Below are 24,086 nucleotides of genomic sequence, written 5' to 3' on the forward strand. Positions count from 1 at the left end.
AAGCCGCGCGGCAAGCACGGCTTCCCGCCCCGAACGCCGGCCGTCAGGCCGCCGTACGGCTGGCCCGCAGCCACCCTTCCAGCTGGTCGAACCGGTCGAAGCCCCAGAACGGTTCGCCATCGGCAAGCACGAACGGCACGCCGAACACGCCTTTCGCCAGCGCCGCATCGCACTCCCCTTTCAGCGCTTCCTTGATCGCCTCGCCGTGCATGCCCTGCACCAGCGCGTCGGGGTCCGCGCCCACTTCCGCGCCGATGCGCAGCACCGCTTCTTCCTTGCCGATATCGATGGCTTCGCTGTGATGGGCCGCCAGGCAGCGCCGCGCGAACGCCACCGCCATCGGCTCGCCATGTTCGCGCCGCAGCCACAGCATCGCGCGCGGTGCGGCCAGCAGCAGCTGCGGCGGCAGCTCCGGCATGCGGAACGGGATGCCGTGCAGGCGCGCCGTACGCGCCATGTCATGCACCATGTACGGCCCCAGCAGCGGGACGGTGGGACCGGGCCGGCCGCCCGTCACCTTGAAGAAGACGGCCAGCAGCACGGGATGCCAACGCACCGTGCGGCCGTGGCGGGCCGCCAGTGCGTCGATGCGCGTCGAGGCGAAGTAGGCGTACGGCGAAGCGAAATCGAAATAGAAATCGATGGGGGCGTTCATGAGCTCTCCTTGGTTGACAGCGGTATTACCAGCAGTGGCCGAAGTCGTCGTTCGACTCCGGAATGGCACGCAGCACGTCGGCTACGCGGTGACGCAACAGGAAATAGATACCGAATATGCCGAGACCGGCGGCGGCCGGCAGCGCCAGCCCTATCAGGATGTTCATCGCTCGCTCCATTTCGCACACCCGTGCGAAACAAGGTCCAAAAAACGGGATGGCGCACCATCCCCTCGTTGTTTCTGCCTATTACTCCAGTTCGTTGAAACTGCGATACGTGGAGATCAGCCGGTTGAACGCCCGCTGCATGCGCTTCGGTGCCGCCGCGTCGCGCAGGAAGCGCACGTCGTGCATCACGCCGATGATCAGGCTGTAGATCTCGAACACCAGCTGTTCGGGGTCCGTGTCCGGGCGCAGGTGGCCGGCATCCATGGCCTGCAGCACGGTGCGGCGCATCGACGCCCGCCAGCGCGACACGCCCTGCTCGACCCGGTCGCGCAGCGGCCCTTCCAGGTCGTCGAATTCGAAGGCACCCGCCGTGTACAGGCAGGAATTGCGCGTGCCTTCCTCGGTGACCTTCTTCAGCCACAGCTGCACCTGCTGCACCAGGCGCGGCAGGCCGGCCGGCTGCTGCAGGGCCGGCATGAAGACCTCCTGGGCGAAGCGGCGGTCGTATTCGTCCAGCACGGCGCCCTGCAGGCTTTCCAGCGAGCCCACGCGGGAAAACACGCCGCTCTTGCTGATACCGGTGCGCTTGGCCAGCTCGCCCAGGGACAGCTTGCCGATGCCGTCCTGCGCGGCCATGTCCATGGCGGCATCCATGATGGTGGCGTAGGTTGCTTCGCTTTTGGCCGAGGTGTTCATGCGTGAAACTTTAGCACAGGTGTGCGAAATAACAAGCATATTTTTGATTGCCAGGATGCGACAATGGCGCTTTTGCCTGCCGTACCCATGACGACTCCCTCTTCTACCGCACGCATCGTCTGGCCCCTCGTTATCGGCGTGCTGTATGGCATGTCGCTGCGTCTCGGCCTCGCCAGGGACCCCACCGGTCTGTGGAAGATCGTTTCGACCGCCTTCCTCATTGTCACGCCGTTCTCGCTGGGCGCGCTGGCGGTGCTGATGGCGGCGCGTGTGGGCCCGACGACGCCCCGGCGCGATGCCGGCGTGGCGGCCAAGGCGATGCTGCTGTTTCTCGTGACGATGTTCGTCTCCCTGCTGGAAGGACTGCTCTGCATCGTGCTGGTGCTGCCCGTCTTCATGCTGGCCTCCGTGCTGGGCGGCATGCTGGCCGGTTGGCTGCACCGCCACGCGCAAGCCGGCAAGGGGACGGTGTCGGCCATTGCCCTGCTGCCGCTGCTGTGCGGCCCGCTGGAAGCCTCCCTGCCGCCGGCGCAGAGCGAGCAGGTCGTCTCGACGAACCTGCATATCGACGCGCCGCCCGGCGTCGTGTTCGACCAGCTGGCCGACGTGCGCCGGATTCGGCACGATGAGCTGGGCTTTGCCTTTGTTCACCTGATCGGCTTGCCCAAGCCCATCGAGGCCGACATGCAGGGCAGCGGCCCCGGGGCCGTGCGTGTGTCGCGCTGGGAAAAGAACGTGCATTTCGAGGAGATCATCACCACGTGGGAGCGGCCCCGTGCAATGCACTACCGCTTCCACATTCCGCCCGGCGGCATTCCGCGCGATGCGCTGGACGAACATGTGGAATTGGGCGGCGCCTATTTCACCGTGCTCGATGGCGGCTACGATCTGGCGCCCGCGCCCGGCGGGGGCACCACGCTGACGTTGACGACGCGCTTCCTGAACAGATCACAGCTCAAGCTCTATGGCGACCTGTGGGGTCGCATGGTGCTGCAGGACTTCCACCGCGCCATCCTGGGCCTGATGCGCTCGCGCGCGGAAGCGGCAAAGGCGGTCGCGGCGGCTTGTGCGCCGGCCACGTCAAGCGCACCGTACACTTGTACTGCTCAACCGTTCCTTACACAACCATTTAAGGTGGCATCGCATATGCAGACCAGCACGCCGGCAGAGGCACGTTGATGGCGGCCATTGCGCCGTGGGCCCAGGCGGCCGGCTGGGGCCTGCTGGCCGGTGCCGCGCTGCTGCTGGGGGCCGCCGTGGGCTACTGGATCAAGGTGCCGCAGCGGCTGATCGCCGCCATCATGGCCTTCGGCAGCGGCGTGCTCATTTCCGCGCTGTCGTTCGAGCTGATGGACGAAGCGTTTGCCCAGGGCGGCTTCCAGTCCACCGCCATCGGCTTCCTCGGCGGCGCGCTGGTGTACACGGCGGCCAACCGCGTGCTGACCGCCCATGGCGCGAAGCACCGCAAGCGCTCGGGCGGCCACCAGCCCACCCAGGCCGACAACGCCCACAGCGGCACGGCCATCGCCATCGGCGCGCTGCTGGACGGCATACCGGAGTCGATCGTCATCGGCCTGTCGATGCTGAAAGGCGGCACCGTCAGCGCCGTCACGGTGGCGGCCATCTTCCTGTCGAATATCCCGGAGGGCCTGTCCAGCGCGGCAGGCATGAAGAAGGCCGGGCGCAGCATGGCCTACATCTTCGGCATCTGGGGCGGCATCACGCTGGCATCAGGCGCCGCCGCACTGGCCGGCTACACCCTGTTCAGTGGGCTGGCGCCGGAACTGATCGCCGCCACGACGGCCGTGGCCGCCGGCGCCATCCTGGCCATGCTGGCCGACACGATGATTCCCGAAGCCTTCGAGGAAGCCCACGATTTCGCCGGCCTGATCACCGTCGCCGGCTTCCTGTGCGCCTTCGCCCTCAGCAAGCTGGGCGGCTAAGCTCGGAAAATTCGGGGACTGTCCCCGAATTTTCCTAGGCCGGCGGGGCAGCAGCGCGTAGGTGCCGGCCGCGCCCAGGCGCCCGATCGTCTCTCGAAGGCGAATGCGACTAGAATGGGGTGATCCCACCGTTTGCACACGAGCGGTGCCTGCAGGGCCCATGCGAACGGAAGTTGAACGATGGAAAACCAGAGTTACTCCAGTTCTCCCCGCCCGGCGGATGCCGGCGCGAGGCAGCCTGCCCCGGCTCACCTTGGCGACATGCTTGATAGCCTGAGCGATGGCTTCATGTCCATGGACCGGTCGTGGCGCTTCACCTATCTCAACCATACGGCTGAACGCTACTTGCAGCAGAAGCGGGAAAATCTGCTCGACCGCGACATATGGCAGTGTTTCCCGGAGTTGGCAGACTCCGACTACGGCCGCGTTTATCGGCAGACGGCGGCAACTGGACAGCCCGGCCGGCACACTGACTATTACGCACCGCTCAAGACCTGGTTCGAGGTGCGCTCATTTGCCCACGACGAGGGCATCACCGTGCTCTTCCGCGACGTCACATGCGACCACCAGCACGAGGCGCAGCTGGAATTTGAAGCCAATCACGACTACCTGACCGGCCTGCCCAATCGGCGTAAGTGCATGGAAGTGCTGTCACACGCGGCCACCGAGGCTGCTTGTGCGGACTTGACCCGTGGCGTTTCCCTGGCGGTGCTGTTTATCGACCTGGACCATTTCAAGGAAGTCAACGACGCCTGCGGTCATGCAGTTGGCGACGGGCTGCTGCGCGACTTTGCGAACAGGCTGCTCGCGATGCTCGAACCTGCTGTCTTCGCCGCGCACGTGGGGGGCGATAAGTTTGTTCTCTTGTTGTCCAATACGACCGAAAGCGCCGCAGAAGCGTTAGGGCACGCGGTGCTCAGGGAGTTCGTCACGCCATTTGAAGCGGGCGGAAGAGTCGTGTCGCTGTCCGCCAGCATTGGCATCGCGCTGCTGAGAGAAGCATCGGAATCAGCCGAGACGCTGCTGAGTCACGCTGACACGGCCATGTATGCAGCGAAGTCATCTGGCCGGGCCCGGGTGCGCATGTTCGATGAAGCACTCGACCGGGGCATGCGTGATCGCCTTGCCTTGCGCATGGATCTTCGCGAGGCGTTCGCGGCGAAGCAGTTCGAGCTTCATTTTCAGCCCCAATTAGCACTCGCGGACGCAGCCCCGGTTGGCGCCGAGGCGCTACTTCGCTGGCGCCACCCTGAAAGAGGTCTGCTCGCGCCGGCCGCATTTCTGGAGGTATTACTCGACTCGACCTACGAACAAACCCTCGTCGACTGGCTGATCAATGCAGTTTGCGAGCAAATTGGCGCATGGCGGCGCCTGGGCGTATGCAATCTGCGGATCGGCTTCAATTTATCGGCTCGACAACTGCTGGCGACGGGACTTGTGGATAAAATACTCCGTATCGCGAGCGCACATGACGTCTCCCCTGCCATGCTCGACGTCGAAGTCACGGAGGACTCCCTGATTAGCGATATGGAAAAGGCCACGTCGGTTCTTGCCGCGTTGAAGCAGGCAGGCATATCCACATCGCTGGACGACTTCGGCTCCGGATACTCCAGTCTCGGCTACCTGGTCCGATTACCTATCGACACACTGAAGATCGACAGGTCGTTTGTCCAGGCACTCGTCGTTTCAGAGAAGGCATCGGCGGTCATCCGGGGCATTGTCGGCCTCGCCCGGTCCCTGGGCATGAAAACGGTCGCGGAAGGCGTCGAGACCGAGCGCCAGGCCGCAGAGCTGAAGGACGCCGGGTGCGATGTCATCCAGGGCTATCTAATCAGCCGCCCACTTCCATCGCATGCCCTTGCGGAATTCATGCAACTGTCGGCGGGACGTCGAATGCCTGGCTAGGCGCTAGGCCGGCGGGGCCAGCAGCGCGTAGGTGTCGGCCGCGCCCATCTTCTGCGCGGCCTGGGCGGCCGTGCTGCCGCTGGCGTCGACGGCTTCCGGGTTGGCGCCGCGCGCGAGCAGCAGTTGCGCCATCTCGACACGGTTGAACATGGCCGCGAACATCAGCGGCGTGCGGCCATCCGCGCCGGCCCCATCGACCTGGGCACCGTGTTCCAGCAGCAGGGTGGCAATCGCCAGGTCGCCCTTGAAGGCGGCGCCCATCAGCGGCGTCTGGCCGGCGTCGTTGCGCAGCTCGGGGTCGGCGCCATGTTCGAGCAACATGCGGGTGGTGTCGGCGTGGCCGTTGTAGCTGGCCAGCATCAGGAGGCTGTCGCCCCGCTCGTTGCGCAGATTGCGCGGCAGGCCTTTTTCCAGCAGCAGCGCCAGTTCGCCCGTCTCGCCGCTTCGGGCGTACTGGACGATCTTCTGCGCGAAGGCGAGGGTGGCTTCGTCGATTTCGGCGGCCGTGGGGGCGCCCGGTTCGTTCGCTTGCATGCGGTACTCCTTATGATGATGGAGCACAGCATAACGCCGATCGGGCGCCCTTGCCCGCACGATCTCAGCCGTCGATACGGATCGTCAGGCCCGTGGCGCTGTATTCCGGCGTGGCCTTGTACCCATCGACGACGATGGTGCCGTACACGCCACGGCGCGCGCCGGCCGACAGCACCGCATAGCTGCTGCCCACCTGCGGCTTGAAGCCGTTGCCGAACTTCAGGCGCAAGGTGCCGCCGGCAATGGTGGCCGTGCCACGGACGGCGATGAGGCCCGCATTGGCGCCATTCATCGTGATTTCCAAGGTGCTGCCGTTTAATTGGGCGTAGTTACCGCCGATGACGAGCTGGCCCGGCGCTACGCTGGCCAGCATGCCGCCGCCCACGTACACGTCGCCCGCGCCCAGCGCCGTGTTCGATGCCGCCTCCAGTGTGCCGCCATCGACCTGGGTGCCGCCGACCCAGCTGTTATTGCCATGCAGCGCCAGCCTGCCGCTGCCCTTCAAGGTCAGCTTGCCGCCGCCGCCGATATCGTTGCGCCAGGCGTCCATGGCGTAAAAGCCGCCCCGGGCGGCGTCCATCGCCACCACCACGTTGCCGGTGAAGGCGCCGTAGCCGTCGGCGGCGGCGAACAGGTTCAGCCGTCCCCACCCTTCCGGGTCGTCCATCACGGGGTAGCCGGAGGGCAGCGCGGTGCTGCGCAACACCGCGCGGCGCTGCATCGCATCCAGGTAGGGCAGGCGCGTTTCCAGGATCGCTTCAGCGCCCTTCGGCACGCTGGCCGCCACGTTGCCGGCCTTGATCTGCGGGAAGCCGTACGTCATGCGGCGCAGGTAGTTGGCGCGGTTGACGGTGCGGTCGGCATAGCGGTCGGCCGTCGATGGCGTGTGGGCGTAGGCATGCAAGGTGTTCGCGTTCGTGCCGGTCTGGGCCATGACCCATTTGTGGGCGTCGTCGTAGGCCTGCCGCTTCAGTGCGGCGTTCGCCGGGTCGTTCAGGTTGCCGGCGAAAATGGCCTGGGCCAGGATGCGCCCGCCCATTACATCCAGCGGCGAATGCATGCCCGACAGCACGCGGTTCTCGGCCAGTTCCGTGCCCCGCACCAGCATTTCCTGGAAGCGCTCGGGCATCGCATAAGCCATCGACAGCGCGTTCATGAAGCCGGCGTTCGAGTGGCCGCTGGGGAAGCCGCCGTCCGTCGACGGTGTCTGGCTTTTCGCCGGCACGAGGGCCGGGGCCACCAGCACGTCGGCCGACCAGCGCCACGGCCGTGGGTACTTGTAGTAGCGCTTCGACGGTTCGGTCGAGCCGTTGTTGCGCATCGCATTGATCATGCGTACGACGGCGCCGAACTCGGGCGTGTTCGGGTCGCCGGCGCCGTTGCCGCCGTCGTCGTACTTGACCGTCGTCGCGTCGGCCGGCACGCCGGTGATCGTCGTCGTCGCCTTCGAGCCGGCACGCCAGGCCGCCGTCAACGGGCCGAGGCCGTCGACGATGCTGTAGGCCTGGTTCTGGCGGTCGTCCATGTAGGCCGCCGTCGCCTGCGCGGCCGTGCGGCGGGTGGTGGCGTCGATGACGTACTGGATATTCTGGCGATGGATGGCATCGTTGAGCACCGTACCCTGGTCCGGCAGGCCGCTCCACGTGCTGACGTCCACCGTTTCCGTCACAGGCTTCCACAGCTCGCGGAAGCCCGCCAGGGTGCGCACGCCCACGTTCACGTCCATCGTCAGGAAACTCTGCTGGTTCGACGCGGCATTGTCGACGAAGGCGGCCGCGGCCGGCAGCGGCACGTTTTCCACGAAGCCCGGATCGACCGGCGCGGCGGGTGCACCCGAGACGGGGGAGACATCGACGCCGCCGCCACCGCCGCAGGCGGACAGCAGCAACAGCACGGCGGAGGACAGGACGGAACGGGACAAGGCAGCAGACATGGATACTTTCGGCAATGACATTGCAGCGCATTATTCCGCGCCGCTGTGACAAGCCGATGACGGCCCGATGACGTCAGTCCTCGTCGACCTCGCAAAAGCGCAGCCGGTTGCCGAAGGGGGCGGCGATTTCCATCTGCCGGCCCCATGGCACGGCGGTAACGGTGGGGTGGGCATAGCCATAGTTCTTCGCGGTCAGCTCCTGCTGCCAGGCGTCGATGCCATCGACGGGCACGAACACGGTGGAGCCGGGCGTGGCGTCGCCGTAATGCTCGGACAGGTGCAGCACCAGGCCGCTGCGGCTGACCTGCCGGTACAGCGGCATGCCGGGCGCGAAGCGGTGTTCCCAGTCCAAGGTGAAGCCGAGGAAATCCTGGTAGAACTCGCGCGCCTTGTCCTCGGCGAAGATGCGCAGGATGGGGATGGCGGGGGACAGGTTCCAGGACGGGGTGTTCATGTGTTCTCCTCGGTGCGTGGGAGGCACAGCATAGCGCAAGCGGCGGCCTTGACAACAAAAAAGCGCACCCGCAGGTGCGCTTTCCGGTTGCAAAACACCAGCCTTAGTTGGCCAGGCGCTGCTCCAGCTTGGCCTTGTTGTCGGTCAGTTCCTTCGGCAGGCGATAGGCCAGCTTGTCGAACAGTTCCGCATGCAGCTTCAGCTCTTCGCGCCAGGCGTCCTTGTCGATGGACGTGATGGTCTCGAACTCTTCCGGCGAGAACGGGATGCCGTCCCAGTGCAGGTCGCCGTAGCGCGGCGTCGTGCCGAACAGCGTCTCGATGCCGCCGGCCTGGCCTTCGATGCGTTCCAGCATCCACTTCAGCACGCGCATATTGTCGCCGAAGCCAGGCCACACGAAGTGACCTTGCTCGTCGGTGCGGAACCAGTTGACGCAGAAGATCTTAGGCAGCGCGGCCGGGTTCTGGGCCGTGATTTTCGAACCCAGGTCCAGCCAGTGCTGGAAGTACTCGCTCATGTTGTAGCCGATAAACGGCAGCATGGCGAACGGGTCGCGGCGCACGACGCCCATCTGGCCGGCGGCAGCAGCGGTGGTTTCCGAGCCCATCGTGGCGGCCATGTAGACGCCTTCGACCCAGTCACGCGCTTCCGTGACGAGCGGGACCGTGGTGGAGCGGCGGCCGCCGAAGATGAAGGCCGAGATCGGCACGCCGGCCGGATCGTCCCAGGCCGGGTCGATGACGGGGTTCTGCACGGCCGACACGGTGAAGCGCGCGTTCGGGTGCGCCGCCTTGGTGCCCGAGGCCGGCGTCCAGTCCTTGCCCTGCCAGTCGATCAGGTGGGCTGGCGCTTCCTTCGTCATGCCTTCCCACCACACGTCGCCGTCGTCGGTCAGCGCGACGTTGGTGAAGATGGTGTTCTCGCGCAGCGAGGCCATGCAGTTGAAGTTGGTCTTCTCGTTGGTGCCCGGCGCCACGCCGAAGTAGCCTGCTTCCGGGTTGATCGCATACAGGCGGCCATCGGCGCCCGGCTTGATCCAGGCGATATCGTCGCCGATGGTGGTGATTTTCCAGCCCTTGAACGACGCTGGGGGAATCAGCATGGCGAAGTTGGTCTTGCCGCAGGCCGAAGGGAAAGCAGCGGCGATGTAGTGCTTCTTGCCTTCGGGCGATTCCACGCCCAGGATCAGCATGTGCTCGGCCAGCCAGCCGGCGCCGCCCTGCTTGGCTTCCTGGTAGCCCATGTTCGAGGCGATGCGCAGCGCGAAGCATTTCTTGCCCAGCAGTGCGTTGCCGCCGTAACCGGAGCCGTAGGACCAGATTTCACGCGTTTCCGGGAAGTGGACGATGTATTTGGTGGCGTTGCAAGGCCACGGCACATCCTTCTGGCCGGCGGCCAGCGGCGCGCCGACGGTGTGGATGCACGGCACGAATTCGCCGTCTTCACCCAGCACGTCGTAGACGGCCTTGCCCATGCGCGTCATCGTGCGCATGTTCACGGCCACGTAAGGCGAGTCGGACAGTTCCACGCCGATATGGGCGATCGGCGAACCCAGCGGGCCCATCGAGAACGGCACGACGTACATCGTGCGGCCGGCCATGCAGCCGTCGAACAGGCCGTTCAGCGTGCCGCGCATTTCGGCGGGGTCGGTCCAGTTGTTGGTGGGGCCGGCGTCTTCCTTGTTGGCCGAGCAGATGAAGGTGCGGTCTTCGACGCGTGCCACGTCGGTGGGGTCCGAGCAGGCCAGGTAGGAATTCGGGCGCTTGGCTTCGTTCAGCTTCTTCATGGTGCCGGCCGCAACCATCTCGCCGCACAGGCGATCGTATTCTTCTTGCGAGCCGTCGCACCAGTAGATGCGGTCCGGCTTCGTCAACGCGGCCACCTCGGCCACCCAGTTGATCAGCTTTTGCTGTTTAATGTAAGCTGGTGCGTTCATCGTTGCAACGCCTCCCATAAGGGGCTGATTCATAGTACCTCCAATGCCAATTAAGAATTCGTTTCTCGGCAGGATCGTCGTCAGCTTGTGGCTTGCGCTCGGAGTAGCATTCGAAATGCTTCGGCACGGAATACGGCGGTTCTGTCGCTGCGCCGTCGCCGGCGCGCTTCCGGCCGGATAGGCGGAAGTTGGAACACAATCGAGGGAAGATGGGCGGCACTGCCGAGATATAGCGTTAAAAGCGCTGACTGATGACGTTGACCGCGCGCGGCTCGGGCGAGCCCGTGGCGCTGCTTTTGCAGCGCACGCGGGCCAGGGCTGGATCGCGCTGCGGGTCTCGACGTGCTCAGCCGTCTACTTCCCCGATCCGGCCGATTGTACACCTGCACCCGAACCTTTCAGACAAAAATGTAGGAAAAATGGTTGACCAATGTAGTAGGCTATTCGAGATATTCACGATCCTGTTATTTCCCTACCAATTAATCACGAAACCTGGCTATCTGACATGAAAATTGCAATTCTCGACGACCATCAGGACGCTGTCCGCGAGCTGGAATGCTTCGGTCTGCTGGACGATCATGACGTCAAGGTCTTCAACAATTCCATCCGCGGCGCCGGCCAGCTGGTGGCCCGGCTGACGCCGTTCGACGCCATTGTGCTGATCCGCGAGCGCACGGAACTGTCCCGCGCCCTGCTGTCGAGGTTGCCCAACCTCAAGCTGATTTCCCAAACGGGCAAGGTCAGCGGCCATATCGACGTGGCCGCCGCCACCGGGCTGGGCATCGCCATCGCGGAAGGCGTCGGCTCACCGGTTGCCCCGGCCGAGCTGGCCTGGGCCCTGATCATGGCGGCCCAGCGCAAGATCGTGCCCTACGCCGCCAATTTGAAGGGCGGCTTGTGGCAGACGGTATCGACCAGCCAGCCCTTCAACACGCTGGGCACGGTGCTGCGGGGGCGCACCCTGGGTATCTGGAGCTATGGCAAGATCGGCAAGCTGGTGGCCGGCTACGGTCGCGCCTTCGGCATGGACGTGATGGTGTGGGGTGGCGACGCCAGCCGCGCTGCCGCCGTGGCCGACGGCTACCGGGCCGCGCCGTCGCGCGAAGCGTTCTTCGAGGAAGCGGACGTGCTGACCCTGCACCTGCGCCTGGCCGACGCCACCCGTGGCATCGTCACGGCCGAGGACTTGGCACGGATGAAGCCGGACGCCCTGTTCGTCAACACCAGCCGGGCCGAACTGGTGGAAGACGGCGCCCTGGAAAGCGCCCTGCGTGCGGGCAAGCCGGGTGCCGCGGCGCTCGATGTCTTCACCAGCGAACCCCTGCCGGAAGATTCCCCGCTGCTGCGCATGCCGCAAGTGCTGGCCACGCCCCACCTGGGCTACGTCGAACGTGACAGCTACGAGCTGTACTTCCGCCACGCCTTCCAGAACCTGGTCGACTTCACCAACGGCAACTGCAAGACCATCCTGAACCCCGACTACGTCCAGCACGTCAAGGCGCTTTAACGGCTCAGCCTGTGTCCACCCTGGGGTCAGACCCCGACGTAGACATGACCTCAACCGCAATTTACAGCTGTGTTCGTGTCCGTGTCGGGGTCTGACCCTATGGTGGACACGACCTCAACCGTAAATTACAGCTGTGTCCGTGTCCGGGTCCGAACAGGGCAATTGCCGCTATGCGATTGCCCGCTTTGCAGCAAGGAGCAGGGCTCCTTGAAACCCTGCTTCGCGCCCACGGTGGGCAGGAGCACAGCCGTACAGGGGGAGCTTGCGGATTTACGCTTCGGGAATGCCGGTGAGATTGATACGGCGGGCGGGCATGGCGTGGACTTTCGACCACAGGCCGGCCCAGCCGGGTGGCCAGCCGATGTCCGGGCCGTTGTAGACGGGCAGGCCGGCGCGGACGGGGATGACGGGAACGGGCGGCATCTCCGTCAGCGGGGCGCCGTGCGGGCGCTGCATGTCCAGGCTGTACATATAGCCCGGCAGCAAGAGGTCGCACACCTGGGCGAACCAGGCCGTATGGTCCTCGTCGCGGCCCAGGGCCTGGGCCAGGCCCTGCGGGTCGAACTTCGCCAGCGCATGCACCAGCTCTTCCGTCGTGGCGGCGGGATTGTCGCCCCAGCCCATTACGGGGTTGACGTTGTAGTCCGCGCCCGAGCCGTACCACCCTTCGCGCCAGGAACGCTGCATCCAGTCGCGCGTGCCGGTAAACAAATGCCAGCGCCAGTGCAGCCCGGACGGCTTCGGCCACGAATACAAATACAGCTTCTGGTAACCGGCCTGGTGCAGCGCACGCACCATCGCCATCAGCCGCGCGTGGGGCATGCGGTCCGGCGGTGCGCGGCGGAACAGGATCGCTTCGCCGTCGGCAAACTGCACCTCGTCGGTGGACAAGTTCAAATCCAGGGTGCGTGACTCGCTGCCGAAGCGGGCCGCGATCCAGCCCGTCAGCAGGTTGACGGCCGTGATCACGCCGTAGCCGCGATGACGGTGAAAAATGACGGTGCCGGGAGCGAGCGCTTTCATGATTGTTGCAGAGAGACTTCCAACGTGATACGGGGAAATGGTTCAAACGTGGCCGACTGTCGCCGCGGGGCCAAGCTCATTGCAATAGTTTTCTAGTGTACTCAACGTGCCCGCAAGACGCCAGATGAGCGCGGACAAAGTTTTGGTGGTTCCGTCCCCGCCACGCAGGCTATCATTGGGCATTTCTGCAACTACTTATCTGTACGACCATGACACTGCGCATCATCGCCACCGGCGGCACTTTCGACAAGCATTACAACGAACTGAACGGCACCCTGGGCTTCGCCGACAGCCACCTGCCGGCCGCGCTGGCCCGGGCCCGGCTGACCGTCGACGTGCAGCTGGAGCTGCTGCCCCTGCTCGACTCGCTCGACATGCAGGATGCCGACCGCGCCCGCGTGCTGGCCGCGTGCCAGGGTGCCGCCGAGCGCGCCATCGTCATCGTTCACGGTACGGACACGATGCCGGAGACGGCGGCCGTGCTGGGCGCTGCCGGCCTGGACAAGACGATCGTCCTGACGGGCGCCATGATCCCTTACGAGATCGCCAACTCCGACGCCCTGTTCAACCTGGGCTTTGCCTGCGGCGTGGCGCAAGCCCTGCCGCCGGGCGTGCACGTGGCGATGAACGGGCGCATCTTCGCCTGGGATAACGTGCAGAAGAACCGCGCAGCTGGAGTCTTCCAACCCAAGTAACGTTTGAAAGGAACGTCAATGCCCGACTGGACTGCCGGCTATGTTGCCGACATTGGTTATACTTACGGCACCTATGCCGAACTGAATCCCCAACGTATCCGCCTGGCCTTCCTGATGGCGGGGCTGGTACCACCCGAAACCGGTACCGCCTGCGAACTCGGTTTTGGTCAGGGCATGAGCGTCAACATCCACGCCGCCGCGTCGACCACGACGTGGTACGGCACCGATTTCAATCCATCCCAGGCCGGGTTCGCGCGCGAGCTGGCGGTGGCCTCCGGCGCCGATGCCCACCTGTATGACCAGTCCTTCGAACAGTTCTGTTCGCGCACGGACCTGCCCGACTTCGACTACATCGCCCTGCACGGCATCTTCAGCTGGATTTCCGACGAGAACCGCGCCATCGTCGTCGACTTCATTCGCCGCAAGCTGAAGGTCGGCGGCGTGCTCTACATCAGCTACAACACCCAACCCGGCTGGGCCGCCATGGCGCCGCTGCGCGACCTGATGGCCGAGCACGCCAACGTGATGGCGGCGCCCGGCGTCGGCAGCACGGCCCGGGTCGAACAGAGCCTGACGTTTGTCGAGCGGCTGCTGGCCACGGAACCGCGCTACCTGCGCGCCAATCCCATGGCCAAGGCCCGTTTCGAGAAAAGCAGGAGCCAGGACCCGGCCTACCTGGCCCATGAATTCTTCAATCGCGACTGGCTGCCTGTGACGTTCTCGCAGCTGGCGCGCTGGCTGGAACCGGCCAAGCTCAACTTTGCCTGCTCGGCCAATTACCTGGACCACCTCGATTTCATCAACCTGACGGCGGAACAACGCCAGCTGATGGCCGACATCGACGACCCCGTGTTTGCCCAGACGACGCGCGACATCATCGTCAACCAGTCGTTCCGCCGCGACTACTGGGTACGCGGTGCGCGCAAGCTCGATACCATCGCGCTGGACGAGCAGATCTTCCAATGTCGCGTGATGCTGCTCACGAACCGCGAAGCCGTGCCGCTGAAGGCCACCGGCACGCTGGGCGAAGTGAGCCTGAACGAAGAGGTGTATGGGCCGCTCCTGGACCGGATGGCGGGGCATGAGGCCTTGAGCATCGGCGACCTGATGGCATATGGCAATACCATCAAGCTGAGCCGGTCGAAGGTACTGCAGGCAGTTTTCGTGCTGGTGGGAATCGGTGTGGTGGGCATGTTGCAGGACCAGCACACAATCGACCGGGCGACGCCGCAGGCGCAGAAGCTCAACCTGCACCTGTGTGCGCTTGCAAGGGGCGGCAGCCAGGTACAACACCTGGCTGTGCCGGCAACGGGCGGGCCGTTGAAGGTGGATCGCTTCCACCAGCTGTTCATCCTGGCGCGCTCGATGGGCAGCCGCGACGCGCAGGACTGGGCCGCTTATGCAATGTCGGTGCTGAGCAGGATGGGCCATCGCTTGACGGTCGACGGCAAGCCCATGGAGTCTGACACGGAACAGCTGGAGGATCTCCTAAACCGGGCCACGGTGTTCCGTGACAAGATCCTGCCGATCCTGGTGAAACTGGGCGTCGTGGCGTGACCGGCCGGCGGCGTGCAGGCACGCCGCCGGGACATCAGGCCTTCGCTTCGCCACCCAGGGCGTCGACCACGTCCTGCAGCAGCTTGGACAGTTCGCCCGTCATCAGCATGAAATCGCCGTCGAAGCGCTCTTCATCGTTGCGGGTAACGGCATCGTTTTCCTTCAGCACGTCGAGCGGCTTGACGCTCTTGATGGCCAGCGCCTCGGTCAGCACGAAGGAAATCTTGCTGTCCCACGTCATCGCCAGGCGCGTGCACTGCTTGCCGGCCGCGATATGGCGGCGCACTTCCTCCGGCTCCAGCGTGTGGCGCACATAGCGCACGGCAGCCTTGCTTTCGCCGGTGGCGCGCAGTTCCGTGTCCATGTCGACGGTGAAACCGGCCGGGGCTTCGTCGTCCTGCAGCCAGGCCGTCATCACGCCCACGGGCGAGCGCTGCACGCGCAGGCTTTCCAGCGGCATGCGGTCGACTGCCTTCAACAGCAGCTTGATGACTTCATCGGCCTTGGCCGGGCTGGCGGCATCGACGACGAGCCAGCCGTTGACGGGGTCGATCCACGTGAAGATATTGCCGCGGATGGTGAAGGCGCGCGGCAGCAGTTCGTCGTGCACGCGCTCCTTCAGTTCCTTCATGGCTTTCTTGCCGGGAGCGAAACCTTGCTGTTCCTCCATCTCGGCCGCGCGGGCCTTGGCGACCTGGTTGACGACGGTCGACGGCAGCAGTTTTTTCTCGGTGCCCAGCAGGATCAGCATCTGCTTGTTGACGACATGCACCAGCGACTCATTGCCGCGCGGCGAGTCCCAACCCTGGCGCATCATTTCATTGCTGCTGGCGGGCGTGAACGCGTGTGGACGGAGCGCTTCTTCAAGTTGTTCGGGAGTAAATGCCCATGGCGCGGGCAGGCGGTAGATCTGGAGATTCTTGAACCACATATGCTCTGATGACCTTGTTCAGCTCGTTGCAAAGCGTCACATTTTACACCCGGCCCGGTTGCCGGGCCATCGGCATATTTCAGTGCCATGGCACGAAAACGCTTGCCAACACGGCCGCGGGCAGCTCCAATCCCCCGTCATCCCGATTTGGTGTCAGACACCCAGTCTGTCACCCATGTTGCTCAACAACCGGTCGGTCCGCCGCAGCGGTCAGACACCGGTTTTTGAGCAACATGATGCCTGGGAATTCGGTGTCCGATACCGAATCGGACGTCGGATGGGTGGCGCGGTGGCTCACGCCGGAAACAGCTCGCCCTGCTGCCCCATGCTGGGCTGGTTCGCTTCCTCCAGCGGCACCAAGGCGCTGACGCGCACGCCCAGCAGGCGCAAGCGCTGGTCCAGCGGCACGCGGCGCAGGCATTCGCCGGCGGCGCGCCGGATCGTGGCCGCGTCCGCTGTCGGCAGCGGCAAGGTGACGTCGCGCGTGACGGTGCGAAAGTCCGCATAGCGCAGCTTGATGCCCACGGTGCGGCCGGCATAGCCCTTGCGCGTCAGGTCTTCCGACAGGCGCGTGCACAAGCGCGTAAAAATCTCGGACAGCGCGGTGCGGTCGTGCCGGGCGTGCAGGTCGCGCTCGAAGGTCGTCTCGCGGCTGATGCCTTTCGGCTCGGAACTGGTGACGACGGGGCGGCTGTCCTGGCCGTGCGAAACGTCGCGCAGCCACTGGGCCGTGTTCAGGCCGAAGTGATCCTGCAGCAGGGTCGGCTGCGCCGCCGCCAGTTGCCCCACCGTCTCGATGCCCAGGGAAATCAGCCGGGCGCTGGCCTTCGGTCCGATGCCGTTGACCTTGCGCACCGGCAGCGGCCAGATGCGTTGCGGCACATCGTCCAGCGACACCACCGTCAGCCCGTTCGGCTTTTCCAGGTCCGAGCAGATCTTCGCGAGCAGCTTGTTCGGCGCCACGCCGATCGAACAGGACAGGCCCGTCGCATCGCGCACCGCATCCTTGATGCGCTGGGCCAGCACGCGCGTCTCGTCGGGATGGTCGGACAGGTCGATATAGATTTCGTCGATGCCGCGGTCTTCGATATGGGGGGCGATGGCGGCGACGGCGGCCTTGAACAGGCGCGAATAGCGGCGGTAGGAATCGAAGTCGGTGGGCAGCAGCACGGCGTCCGGCGCCAGCGCCGCCGCCTTCATCATGCCCATCGCGGAAAACACGCCCAGCGCACGCGCTTCGTACGTGGACGTGGTGACGACGCCTCTTCCCGCATAATCGCGCAGCAGGGAAAACGCGCGCGTGCCGTCCGGGCGCAGCACGGGCTGGTGGTTCGAGCGCCCGCCGATCACCACCGGCGTGCCGCGCAATTCCGGATAGCGCAGCAGTTCCACGGAGGCGTAGAACGCATCCATGTCGAGGTGGGCAATGCGGCGCTGCGGCAGCTGGGACATAGGTTGAAAGGCACGGCGGGGATACTGTAATTATATCCAGTAATCAAGTAGCGGCGCCAGCCATTCCACGCCGCGCCGCAGCAAATTTCCACCAGCTGATTTGATCGCTTTTTTGCAACAACAACACAGGTTTTGGCAGGGATTACTATTACGCCGGTATCAAGTGGGCGTACCATGAATTTTTCCAACCACTGTTTATGCCATGACAAAATTGAGCTCAACCCGCCGGGTGTCAATCCTGGTTTCGCTGCTGCTGGGCGCCTTCGCTTGCGCGCCCGTGTCGGCCCAATCCAACGTCACCGTCATGGGCGGCGTCGATGCTTTTGCCGGTTCGCTGAAAAACAGCGGCGACCGGCAGCACACCACCGTGCTGGGTAGCGGCGGCATGACGACGTCGTGGTTCGGTTTCAAGGGCTCCGAGGACCTGGGCGGCGGCCTGCGCGCCGAGTTCTACCTGACGGGCTTCTTCCAGACGGACACGGGCGCTTCCGGCCGCTTCGCCGGCGACAATATGTTCTCGCGCGATGCCAACGTCGCCCTGGCCGGCAACTTCGGCCGCATCCAGGTGGGCCGCGCCTCCGCGCCCAGCTTCCTGCCCAACATCCTGTTCAACCCCTTCGGCGACTCGTTCACGTTCTCGCCGCTGGTGTTGCATTCCTACGTGCCTACGGGTCAGTTCGGCGCGCGCACCTGGGCTTCGACCAACGCCGGCGACAGCGGCTGGAGCAACCACGTGGTCTACACGACGCCCGGCTGGAACGGCCTGCGCGCCAGCGTTCACTACCAGGCCGGCGAGAAGGCCGGCGATTCGGACAAGAACAACGTCGCCATCAGCGCCCTGTACAGCAAGGACAAGCTCGCCCTGAGCGCCTTCGTCCACCGCGTGCGCGACAGCAACCCGAATCCGGGCGGCCCCATCATTGACGCCACCCGCGCGCCCGTGAATTACGCGTCGCTCGACGAACAGCGCGCCTGGTTTTTGGGAGCCAGCTATGATTTCAAGGTGATCAAGCTGTACGGCACGTGGCAGCGCACCGTCAACGAGGCCGCTGGCGTGGAAGGCTTGCGCGACCGCACCGCCAGTGCCGGTTTCGCCATTCCTGCCGGTCCCGGCGCGATCCTGTTCGACGTGGCCGATACGCGCCGCAGCGGCACCGTGTTCGGCGCGCAGCGTTCGCGCCGCACCGCGTCGCTGGGCTACGACTATCGCCTGTCGAAGCGCACCGACCTGTATTCGGTGGCGATGGGCGACCGAATCACGGGCCTGCCGACCGCCATGAGTTACGGCCTGGGAGTACGCCACTCCTTCTGACCTTCATCTGATAAAGGGAACGCAACGTGAACCTGTCCAATATGAAAATCGGTGCGCGCCTGGCGCTGGGGTTCGCGTTGACCATCCTGATCATGCTGGTGATGTCGCTGATCGGCATCAGCCGCGTGCAGCAGATGGACGATCTGGCGGAAAAGATCGTCGATGACCGCTATGCGAAGATTTCGCTGGTCAACGACATGCGCAGCTATGCCAACCGGGGCGCCCAGGCGGTGCGCAACTTCATGCTGGCGCCCGATCCGGCCACCGGCATGAAGTTCCTGGAGGGCCTGGCCGATGCCGACCGCATCGGCACCGAGAAATCGCAGGAGCTGGAAAAGATCATCGTGCTGGAACGGACGAAGCAGCAGCTGGAAGACCAGCGCGTCGCCTTCGCGACCTACCGCGACCTGCGCGACAAGGCCATTGCCCAGGCCAAGGGGGGCGACCGCGAAGGCGCCGTACAGGCCCTGTTCGGTACTGTCGTGCCGGCCCAGAACGCCTATTTCGGCAAGCTCGACGTGCTGCTGAAGGACCAGCGCGAAATGATGGATGCGGACGGCAAGGCCACCCGCGATGCCGCCAACTCTGCCACCACCTTGATGATCGCGCTGCTGATCGTGGCCACCCTGGTCTCGGTCGGCGCCGGCTACCTGATCACCCGCTCCGTCACCGTGCCCATCCTCGATGCCGTGCATGTGGCCGAAACGGTGGCCGCGGGCGACCTGACCGCCACTATCGACACGAGCCGCAAGGATGAAACAGGGCGCCTGCTGGCGGCCCTGCAGGAAATGATGCACGGCCTGTCGCGCACCGTGCGGGCCGTGCGCGACAGCACGGACACCATCAACACGGCGTCGGCGGAAATCGCCACCGGCAACATGGACCTGTCCGGCCGCACCGAGCAGCAGGCGGCCAGCCTGGAAGAGACGGCCTCGTCGATGGAGGAACTGACGTCCACCGTGCGCCAGAATGCCGACAATGCACGCCAGGCCAATGTGCTCGTCACGTCGGCCGCCACCCATGCGAACGAAGGCGGCCAGGTGGTCAGCCAGGTGGTACAGACCATGGGCTCGATCAAGGAGAGCTCGGGCAAGATCGTCGACATCATCGGCGTCATCGACGGCATTGCCTTCCAGACCAATATCCTGGCCCTGAATGCCGCCGTCGAAGCGGCGCGGGCCGGCGAGCAGGGACGGGGCTTCGCCGTCGTCGCCAGCGAGGTGCGCAACCTGGCGCAACGGTCGGCCACGGCCGCGCGCGAGATCAAGGAACTGATCAACGACTCGGTGGAGAAAGTGGATGCGGGCGGGCGCCTCGTCGACGAAGCGGGTGCGTCCATGGGACGCATCGTCGCCTCGGTGCAGCAGGTTGCCGCCATCATGAACGAGATCGCCTCGGCAAGCCAGGAACAGAGCGCCGGCATCGAGCAGATCAACACCACCATCGTGTCGATGGACAACACCACGCAGCAGAATGCCGCGCTGGTGGAAGAGGCGGCAGCGGCGGCGGCCAGCCTGCGCGAACAGGCCGAACGGCTGGCCGTGGCGATTGCCGTCTTCCGCATCGACAATACGCGTCCGGCCGTGCCGGCCGCCGCGCCCGCATTCACGCCCGCAGTCACGCCCGCCCCGGCGGCGGCGCCGCTGCAACTGGCCAAGCCAAAGGCCGCCAAGCCCGTCGTTCCCGAACGGCGCGGCACCACGCCACCGCCCGTCAAGCCTGCCGCGAAAGCGCCGCAGGGCGACGAGTGGGAAGAGTTCTAAACCACCCTCGTACGGAACCAGTTCGCACTGGCCTCGTCGGCCGGGAAAAACGATTCGATGCGCAGCTCGTGCACGGTGACGTCATGCGGCGTGCCCAGGGTGGCAATGGTCGTGAACAGGTTCAGCTCCGTGTCTCCCTTGCGGAAGCGTACCGGCAGGAACGGCAAGGCACGGCGTTCCAGGTTCGGCGCCTCCGTCGTCGTTGCCACGCCGGGTAGTACCGACAGCTCGCGCAGCAGCGCGGTCGCCTCGCTGCCGGGGCCGTCGCTCATGGCCTCGCGCTGCAGCCACAGCAACTGATCGGCCGCCACCTCATCCCAGTTGACGATGCAGGGCCGCAGCGCTTCCAGGGTCAGGCGGATGACGTTGACGGAGCCGTCGCGGGGAATCGGTGCGTGGGCCGGCATGTCCAGCAGGAAGCGCATCAGCGCCGCCGCCGGCTCGTTGGCCATCACCAGGTTCCACAGGCGGTCCACCACCAGCGCCGGATACGGCGCCGCCTGCGCCAGCATGAATTCCAGCGCCCGGCGCACGGCGTCCAGTTCCGGATCGGACAGGTCGCGTTCCTGGTAGGCCGGCGCGAAGCCGGCCGCCAGCAGCATGGCGTTACGCTGGCGCAGCGGCACATCCAGCACGAGGCCCAGTTTCAGGATCAGTTCGCGGCTGGGCTGGGCACGGCCGCCTTCCAGGAAACTCAGGTGGCGCTGCGATACCTGCGCCGCCAGCGACAGGGCCAGCTGGCTCAGGCCCCGCTTGCCGCGCCAGTAGCGCAGGGCCTGGGAGAAATCGCTGAAGTAGTGATCGCGCGCCGCAGTGTCCATGCCAGCTCCTTGTCGGGTCGTTCAGGCATTGTCGAGGAAACCTGCCACGCTGGCCAGCCGGCCGTCGCCGCCGAGGTGGGCGACATCCGTGCCCTGCGCCACGGCCGCACCGTCCGGCCCCGCCAGGCGCCACGAAAAGCGCAACACGTCGTGGTGACCCTGCGGCGTGCCGTGCAGCGCGAATACGTGGCCGGGGAAATGGGCCTGGGCCGCGGCGATCATCGTGTCGATGCCACCATGCCCTTCGCCTGCCATCATCGGATCGCGGTAGGTGGCGTCGAGCGTGAAGATGCCGGCCACCCGGGCGCGGCGCGCGGCGGCGTCGCGTTCGTTCCAGGCGGCGATGTATTGTTCGGCGATGGTGTGTGCGTTGTCCATGATGAGCCTCTCGGTAAATGGTTGGTGTCGAAGCCGACGAAACCATTCTCCCGCGTCGGGCCGGCACTGGCGATTACCTCCCACGTCATCAGAGGATTCGGGGACTGTCCCCGAATTTTCCTAGCGTGGCGTGCGCAGCACCAGCAAGGCGCCCGCCACCAGGCTGGCCGCCAGCAACGACATGCCGGCCGCCGTGCTGCCGGTGGCATCGCGGATGGCGCCCACAAGGTAGGGGCTGGCGAAGCCGGCCAGGTTGCCGACCGAGTTGATCAGGGCGATGCCGGCGGCCGCGGCCGTGCCACCCAGCAGGGCCGTCGGCAGGCTCCAGAAGATCGGGAAGGTGATCAGGATGCCGGCCGTGGCCAGCGACAATGCGGCCAGCGCGATGACGGTATTGTCCGCATACAGCACGGAGGCAACGAGACCGGCCGCGCCGGCGCAACCGGCCAGTGCCGTGTGCCAGCGCCGTTCGCCAAGGCGGTCCGAACGGCGCGCTACCAGCACCATGACGACGGCCGCGACACCATATGGAATGGCCGTCAGCAGGCCGATTTCCGCCACGTCGGCAACGCCGCTGTTCTTGACCAGCTGGGGCAGCCAGAAGCTGACGCCGTACAAGCCCATGACGAACAGGAAGTAGACCAGCGCCAGCTGCCACACGCGGCCACTGGTGAACACGGCCCGCAGCGGCAGCCGCGCCTGGGATGCAGCGTCCTGGGCCAGGGCCGTTTCAAGCACGGCCTTGTCGGCATCGGGCAGCCAGCGCGCGCTGCGGATGCCGTCGTCCAGGTAGAACCAGGTCCAGATGCCGAGTACGACGGACGGTATCCCTTCCAGCAGGAACAGCCATTGCCAACCGGCCAGGCCGCCGCTGCCGGCAAAGTGCTGCATGATCCAGCCGGACAGGGGGCCGCCCAGTACGCCGGCGACGGCCACGCCGCTCATGAACAGGGCGACGATGCGGGCACGGCGGTGCGCGGGGTACCAGTAGGTCAGGTACAGCACGACACCCGGGAAGAAGCCGGCCTCGGCCACACCAAGGAGGAAGCGCAGCGCATAGAAGCTGAGCGGACCGGTGGCGAACATCGTGGCGGCCGACACGATGCCCCAGCTGACCATGATGCGGGCGATCCAGCGCCGCGCGCCGACCTTTTCCAGCAGCAGGTTCGACGGCACCTCGAACAGAAAGTAGCCAAGAAAGAAGATGCCGGCGCCGATGCCGTAGACAGTGTCGGACAGGGCCAGGTCCGCCTGCATCTGTAGTTTGGCGAAGCCGACATTGACCCGGTCCAGGTAGGCTGCCACGTAGCAGAGGAACAGGAAGGGCAGCAGCCGGCGGCTGACCCTGGTATAAATCGCATCGTCGCGGGGTTCGGGCATGGGAAACAAGGGATGAACTCGATTCCCGCAGCGTAGCAGTTGAAGCGAACTCGGTCGCAAAAAATCGGCGATTTTGATTAAAAGCCCTTGCGGAATGCGGAAACCGCGCAGTAGAATACGGCCTCTTCTGAACGTTGTGACAAACGTTCGAAGTTCGAAGCTGGTGATTTGGGCGCTTAGCTCAGTTGGTAGAGCGGATCCCTTACAAGGATTAGGTCGGGAGTTCGAGCCTCTCAGCGCCCACCACGAACTTCATTGAAGACCTGGAGCGGTAGTTCAGTTGGTTAGAATACCGGCCTGTCACGCCGGGGGTCGCGGGTTCGAGTCCCGTCCGCTCCGCCAGGATTTCAGAAAATAGCGTGAGGCTGTTTTCAAGCAGTTTGTTGTATTTTTTGTGCCGCTTCACAGCGAAACAGAAAATGGAGCGGTAGTTCAGTTGGTTAGAATACCGGCCTGTCACGCCGGGGGTCGCGGGTTCGAGTCCCGTCCGCTCCGCCAATACCTGAAAAAGGCCCGATTCGTCGGGCCTTTTTCTATTGGCGCAGCGGAGCCCTCTCCCTGCGGAGTATTCTCCGCAGGAGAATACGATTGCTCCAAAGGAGCACACTCCTCCTGACTCGAAGGATTTCGCTTGCAAGCGAAACCGCGGCCCGCGGTACGTGGGCGAGTCCCGTCCGCTCCGCCAATACCTGAAAAAGGCCCGATTCGTCGGGCCTTTTTCCATTGGCGCAGCGGAGTGCTCCCACTGCGGCCAGCGGCGAGCAGATGTCGCATATTGCGGCTGAGCATCTGGGGACTGTCCCCGCATGCGGACTGTCCCCGGTTTTTTACCAGCATTAAGCATAGGCAGTTCCGAAGACAACTCACCCAGGCGCAAGAGCTGCAGGACTGTGCCCGCACCAAGCTGCCGCAACAAACGCAAAAAACCAGCAACAACCCCAAGCAGCGAACTCCCACCGTATTCCCCACACAACACCCCCCACACACCCCACGCACACCGCCCCACCACGCACAAAACCGGCGACAATGACAATGCATCCACTTG

The 24,086-nt window shown here is 65.1% G+C and carries 21 protein-coding genes and 3 tRNA genes; 11 read left to right on the plus strand and 13 right to left on the minus strand.

Annotated features, from left to right (window positions below):
* Positions 1 to 43: 43 nt before the first annotated feature.
* The 3 genes from GM672_RS00085 to GM672_RS00095 all read right to left on the minus strand — a co-directional run bounded on the left by GM672_RS00085 (position 44) and on the right by GM672_RS00095 (position 1,517).
* The gene (locus GM672_RS00085; RefSeq protein WP_155468491.1) at positions 44 to 655 is read right to left on the minus strand and encodes a 2-hydroxychromene-2-carboxylate isomerase; all 612 of its coding nucleotides are present in this window, start codon (positions 653 to 655) and stop codon (positions 44 to 46) included.
* A 25-nt stretch (positions 656 to 680) separates the two neighbouring features.
* The gene (locus tag GM672_RS00090) at positions 681 to 821 is read right to left on the minus strand and encodes a hypothetical protein (protein WP_155468492.1); all 141 of its coding nucleotides are present in this window, start codon (positions 819 to 821) and stop codon (positions 681 to 683) included.
* An 81-nt stretch (positions 822 to 902) separates the two neighbouring features.
* Positions 903 to 1,517 (minus strand): TetR/AcrR family transcriptional regulator, encoded by a 615-nt coding sequence (locus GM672_RS00095; protein ID WP_155468493.1) that lies wholly within the window; start codon positions 1,515 to 1,517, stop codon positions 903 to 905.
* A gap of 87 nt (positions 1,518 to 1,604) precedes the next feature.
* Here GM672_RS00095 and GM672_RS00100 point away from each other — a divergent pair, with 87 nt between their 5' ends.
* The 3 genes from GM672_RS00100 (at position 1,605) to GM672_RS00110 (ending at position 5,365) form a co-directional block, all read left to right on the plus strand.
* A complete protein-coding gene (locus GM672_RS00100; RefSeq protein ID WP_155468494.1) occupies positions 1,605 to 2,696 on the plus strand; it encodes an SRPBCC family protein in 1,092 nt (363 codons plus the stop codon).
* Positions 2,696 to 3,460, plus strand: coding sequence for a ZIP family metal transporter (locus tag GM672_RS00105; protein ID WP_155468495.1), 765 nt, complete (start codon positions 2,696 to 2,698; stop codon positions 3,458 to 3,460). Before GM672_RS00100 ends, GM672_RS00105 begins: the two co-directional genes overlap by 1 nt.
* Positions 3,461 to 3,640: 180 nt before the next feature.
* Positions 3,641 to 5,365, plus strand: coding sequence for a putative bifunctional diguanylate cyclase/phosphodiesterase (locus GM672_RS00110; RefSeq protein WP_229417482.1), 1,725 nt, complete (start codon positions 3,641 to 3,643; stop codon positions 5,363 to 5,365).
* A gap of 3 nt (positions 5,366 to 5,368) precedes the next feature.
* On the opposite strand, the gene GM672_RS00115 is transcribed toward GM672_RS00110, so the two are convergent.
* From GM672_RS00115 to GM672_RS00130, 4 genes are all read right to left on the minus strand, one after another.
* Complete coding sequence (locus GM672_RS00115) at positions 5,369 to 5,899, minus strand: ankyrin repeat domain-containing protein (RefSeq protein ID WP_155468496.1); 531 nt, start codon at positions 5,897 to 5,899, stop codon at positions 5,369 to 5,371.
* A 64-nt stretch (positions 5,900 to 5,963) separates the two neighbouring features.
* Positions 5,964 to 7,832: an acid phosphatase gene (locus GM672_RS00120; RefSeq protein ID WP_155468497.1), complete on the minus strand. Its 1,869-nt coding sequence runs from the start codon at positions 7,830 to 7,832 to the stop codon at positions 5,964 to 5,966.
* A 73-nt stretch (positions 7,833 to 7,905) separates the two neighbouring features.
* Complete coding sequence (locus GM672_RS00125) at positions 7,906 to 8,286, minus strand: glyoxalase superfamily protein (RefSeq protein WP_155468498.1); 381 nt, start codon at positions 8,284 to 8,286, stop codon at positions 7,906 to 7,908.
* Between the two features lie 103 nt (positions 8,287 to 8,389).
* A complete protein-coding gene (locus tag GM672_RS00130) occupies positions 8,390 to 10,255 on the minus strand; it encodes a phosphoenolpyruvate carboxykinase (GTP) (protein WP_155468499.1) in 1,866 nt (621 codons plus the stop codon).
* A 472-nt stretch (positions 10,256 to 10,727) separates the two neighbouring features.
* On the opposite strand from GM672_RS00130, the gene GM672_RS00135 reads away from it, so the two are divergent.
* Positions 10,728 to 11,729, plus strand: coding sequence for a D-2-hydroxyacid dehydrogenase family protein (locus GM672_RS00135; protein ID WP_155468500.1), 1,002 nt, complete (start codon positions 10,728 to 10,730; stop codon positions 11,727 to 11,729).
* A 270-nt stretch (positions 11,730 to 11,999) separates the two neighbouring features.
* Here GM672_RS00135 and GM672_RS00140 read toward each other — a convergent pair whose 3' ends face one another.
* A complete protein-coding gene (locus GM672_RS00140) occupies positions 12,000 to 12,752 on the minus strand; it encodes an L-asparaginase (protein ID WP_155468501.1) in 753 nt (250 codons plus the stop codon).
* 209 nt (positions 12,753 to 12,961) lie between these two features.
* On the opposite strand from GM672_RS00140, the gene GM672_RS00145 reads away from it, so the two are divergent.
* Both GM672_RS00145 and GM672_RS00150 read left to right on the plus strand, forming a co-directional pair.
* Positions 12,962 to 13,447 (plus strand): asparaginase domain-containing protein, encoded by a 486-nt coding sequence (locus tag GM672_RS00145; protein ID WP_155468502.1) that lies wholly within the window; start codon positions 12,962 to 12,964, stop codon positions 13,445 to 13,447.
* A gap of 18 nt (positions 13,448 to 13,465) precedes the next feature.
* Positions 13,466 to 15,004 (plus strand): methyltransferase regulatory domain-containing protein, encoded by a 1,539-nt coding sequence (locus tag GM672_RS00150; protein ID WP_155468503.1) that lies wholly within the window; start codon positions 13,466 to 13,468, stop codon positions 15,002 to 15,004.
* Positions 15,005 to 15,038: 34 nt separating this feature from the next.
* Here GM672_RS00150 and GM672_RS00155 read toward each other — a convergent pair whose 3' ends face one another.
* Positions 15,039 to 15,935 (minus strand): recombination-associated protein RdgC, encoded by an 897-nt coding sequence (locus GM672_RS00155; RefSeq protein ID WP_155468504.1) that lies wholly within the window; start codon positions 15,933 to 15,935, stop codon positions 15,039 to 15,041.
* 294 nt (positions 15,936 to 16,229) lie between these two features.
* Positions 16,230 to 17,387, minus strand: a complete 1,158-nt coding sequence (gene dinB / locus GM672_RS00160; protein WP_155468505.1) for a DNA polymerase IV — start codon at positions 17,385 to 17,387, stop codon at positions 16,230 to 16,232.
* Positions 17,388 to 17,616: 229 nt separating this feature from the next.
* Here dinB and GM672_RS00165 point away from each other — a divergent pair, with 229 nt between their 5' ends.
* Positions 17,617 to 18,699, plus strand: coding sequence for a porin (locus GM672_RS00165; RefSeq protein ID WP_229427693.1), 1,083 nt, complete (start codon positions 17,617 to 17,619; stop codon positions 18,697 to 18,699).
* 26 nt (positions 18,700 to 18,725) lie between these two features.
* Positions 18,726 to 20,462: a methyl-accepting chemotaxis protein gene (locus tag GM672_RS29695; protein ID WP_308807485.1), complete on the plus strand. Its 1,737-nt coding sequence runs from the start codon at positions 18,726 to 18,728 to the stop codon at positions 20,460 to 20,462.
* Here GM672_RS29695 and GM672_RS00175 read toward each other — a convergent pair.
* The 3 genes from GM672_RS00175 to GM672_RS00185 form a co-directional block, all read right to left on the minus strand.
* Positions 20,459 to 21,283 carry a helix-turn-helix transcriptional regulator gene (locus tag GM672_RS00175; protein WP_155468507.1) on the minus strand — a complete coding sequence of 275 codons (825 nt, stop codon included), beginning with the start codon at positions 21,281 to 21,283 and terminating at the stop codon, positions 20,459 to 20,461. The genes GM672_RS29695 and GM672_RS00175 overlap by 4 nt on opposite strands.
* 21 nt (positions 21,284 to 21,304) lie before the next feature.
* A complete protein-coding gene (locus GM672_RS00180; RefSeq protein ID WP_155468508.1) occupies positions 21,305 to 21,661 on the minus strand; it encodes a nuclear transport factor 2 family protein in 357 nt (118 codons plus the stop codon).
* A 120-nt stretch (positions 21,662 to 21,781) separates the two neighbouring features.
* Positions 21,782 to 23,041, minus strand: a complete 1,260-nt coding sequence (locus GM672_RS00185) for an MFS transporter (protein WP_155468509.1) — start codon at positions 23,039 to 23,041, stop codon at positions 21,782 to 21,784.
* Between the two features lie 170 nt (positions 23,042 to 23,211).
* On the opposite strand from GM672_RS00185, the gene GM672_RS00190 reads away from it, so the two are divergent.
* From GM672_RS00190 to GM672_RS00200, 3 genes are all read left to right on the plus strand, one after another.
* A tRNA-Val gene (locus GM672_RS00190) sits at positions 23,212 to 23,287 on the plus strand.
* A gap of 19 nt (positions 23,288 to 23,306) precedes the next feature.
* Positions 23,307 to 23,383 (plus strand) — tRNA-Asp (locus tag GM672_RS00195).
* A gap of 79 nt (positions 23,384 to 23,462) precedes the next feature.
* Positions 23,463 to 23,539, plus strand: a tRNA-Asp gene (locus GM672_RS00200).
* Positions 23,540 to 24,086 lie beyond the last annotated feature (547 nt).

The organism is Pseudoduganella buxea (genome assembly GCF_009720835.1).
Classification (GTDB): Bacteria; Pseudomonadota; Gammaproteobacteria; order Burkholderiales; family Burkholderiaceae_D; genus Rugamonas; species Rugamonas buxea.

Bases quoted from the DNA above. Each gene is read 5' to 3' on its own strand.
- GM672_RS00110 (WP_229417482.1), top strand. From the start codon at position 3,641: ATGGAAAACCAGAGTTACTCCAGTTCTCCCCGCCCGGCGGATGCCGGC.
- GM672_RS00145 (WP_155468502.1), top strand. From the start codon at position 12,962: ATGACACTGCGCATCATCGCCACCGGCGGCACTTTCGACAAGCATTAC.
- GM672_RS00105 (WP_155468495.1), top strand. From the start codon at position 2,696: ATGGCGGCCATTGCGCCGTGGGCCCAGGCGGCCGGCTGGGGCCTGCTG.
- GM672_RS00135 (WP_155468500.1), top strand. From the start codon at position 10,728: ATGAAAATTGCAATTCTCGACGACCATCAGGACGCTGTCCGCGAGCTG.
- GM672_RS00155 (WP_155468504.1), bottom strand. From the start codon at position 15,935: ATGTGGTTCAAGAATCTCCAGATCTACCGCCTGCCCGCGCCATGGGCA.
- GM672_RS00115 (WP_155468496.1), bottom strand. From the start codon at position 5,899: ATGCAAGCGAACGAACCGGGCGCCCCCACGGCCGCCGAAATCGACGAA.
- GM672_RS00095 (WP_155468493.1), bottom strand. From the start codon at position 1,517: ATGAACACCTCGGCCAAAAGCGAAGCAACCTACGCCACCATCATGGAT.
- GM672_RS00125 (WP_155468498.1), bottom strand. From the start codon at position 8,286: ATGAACACCCCGTCCTGGAACCTGTCCCCCGCCATCCCCATCCTGCGC.
- GM672_RS00150 (WP_155468503.1), top strand. From the start codon at position 13,466: ATGCCCGACTGGACTGCCGGCTATGTTGCCGACATTGGTTATACTTAC.
- GM672_RS00140 (WP_155468501.1), bottom strand. From the start codon at position 12,752: ATGAAAGCGCTCGCTCCCGGCACCGTCATTTTTCACCGTCATCGCGGC.
- GM672_RS00085 (WP_155468491.1), bottom strand. From the start codon at position 655: ATGAACGCCCCCATCGATTTCTATTTCGATTTCGCTTCGCCGTACGCC.
- GM672_RS00130 (WP_155468499.1), bottom strand. From the start codon at position 10,255: ATGAATCAGCCCCTTATGGGAGGCGTTGCAACGATGAACGCACCAGCT.
- GM672_RS00100 (WP_155468494.1), top strand. From the start codon at position 1,605: ATGACGACTCCCTCTTCTACCGCACGCATCGTCTGGCCCCTCGTTATC.
- dinB (WP_155468505.1), bottom strand. From the start codon at position 17,387: ATGTCCCAGCTGCCGCAGCGCCGCATTGCCCACCTCGACATGGATGCG.
- GM672_RS00175 (WP_155468507.1), bottom strand. From the start codon at position 21,283: ATGGACACTGCGGCGCGCGATCACTACTTCAGCGATTTCTCCCAGGCC.
- GM672_RS00180 (WP_155468508.1), bottom strand. From the start codon at position 21,661: ATGGACAACGCACACACCATCGCCGAACAATACATCGCCGCCTGGAAC.
- GM672_RS00090 (WP_155468492.1), bottom strand. From the start codon at position 821: ATGAACATCCTGATAGGGCTGGCGCTGCCGGCCGCCGCCGGTCTCGGC.
- GM672_RS00185 (WP_155468509.1), bottom strand. From the start codon at position 23,041: ATGCCCGAACCCCGCGACGATGCGATTTATACCAGGGTCAGCCGCCGG.
- GM672_RS00120 (WP_155468497.1), bottom strand. From the start codon at position 7,832: ATGTCTGCTGCCTTGTCCCGTTCCGTCCTGTCCTCCGCCGTGCTGTTG.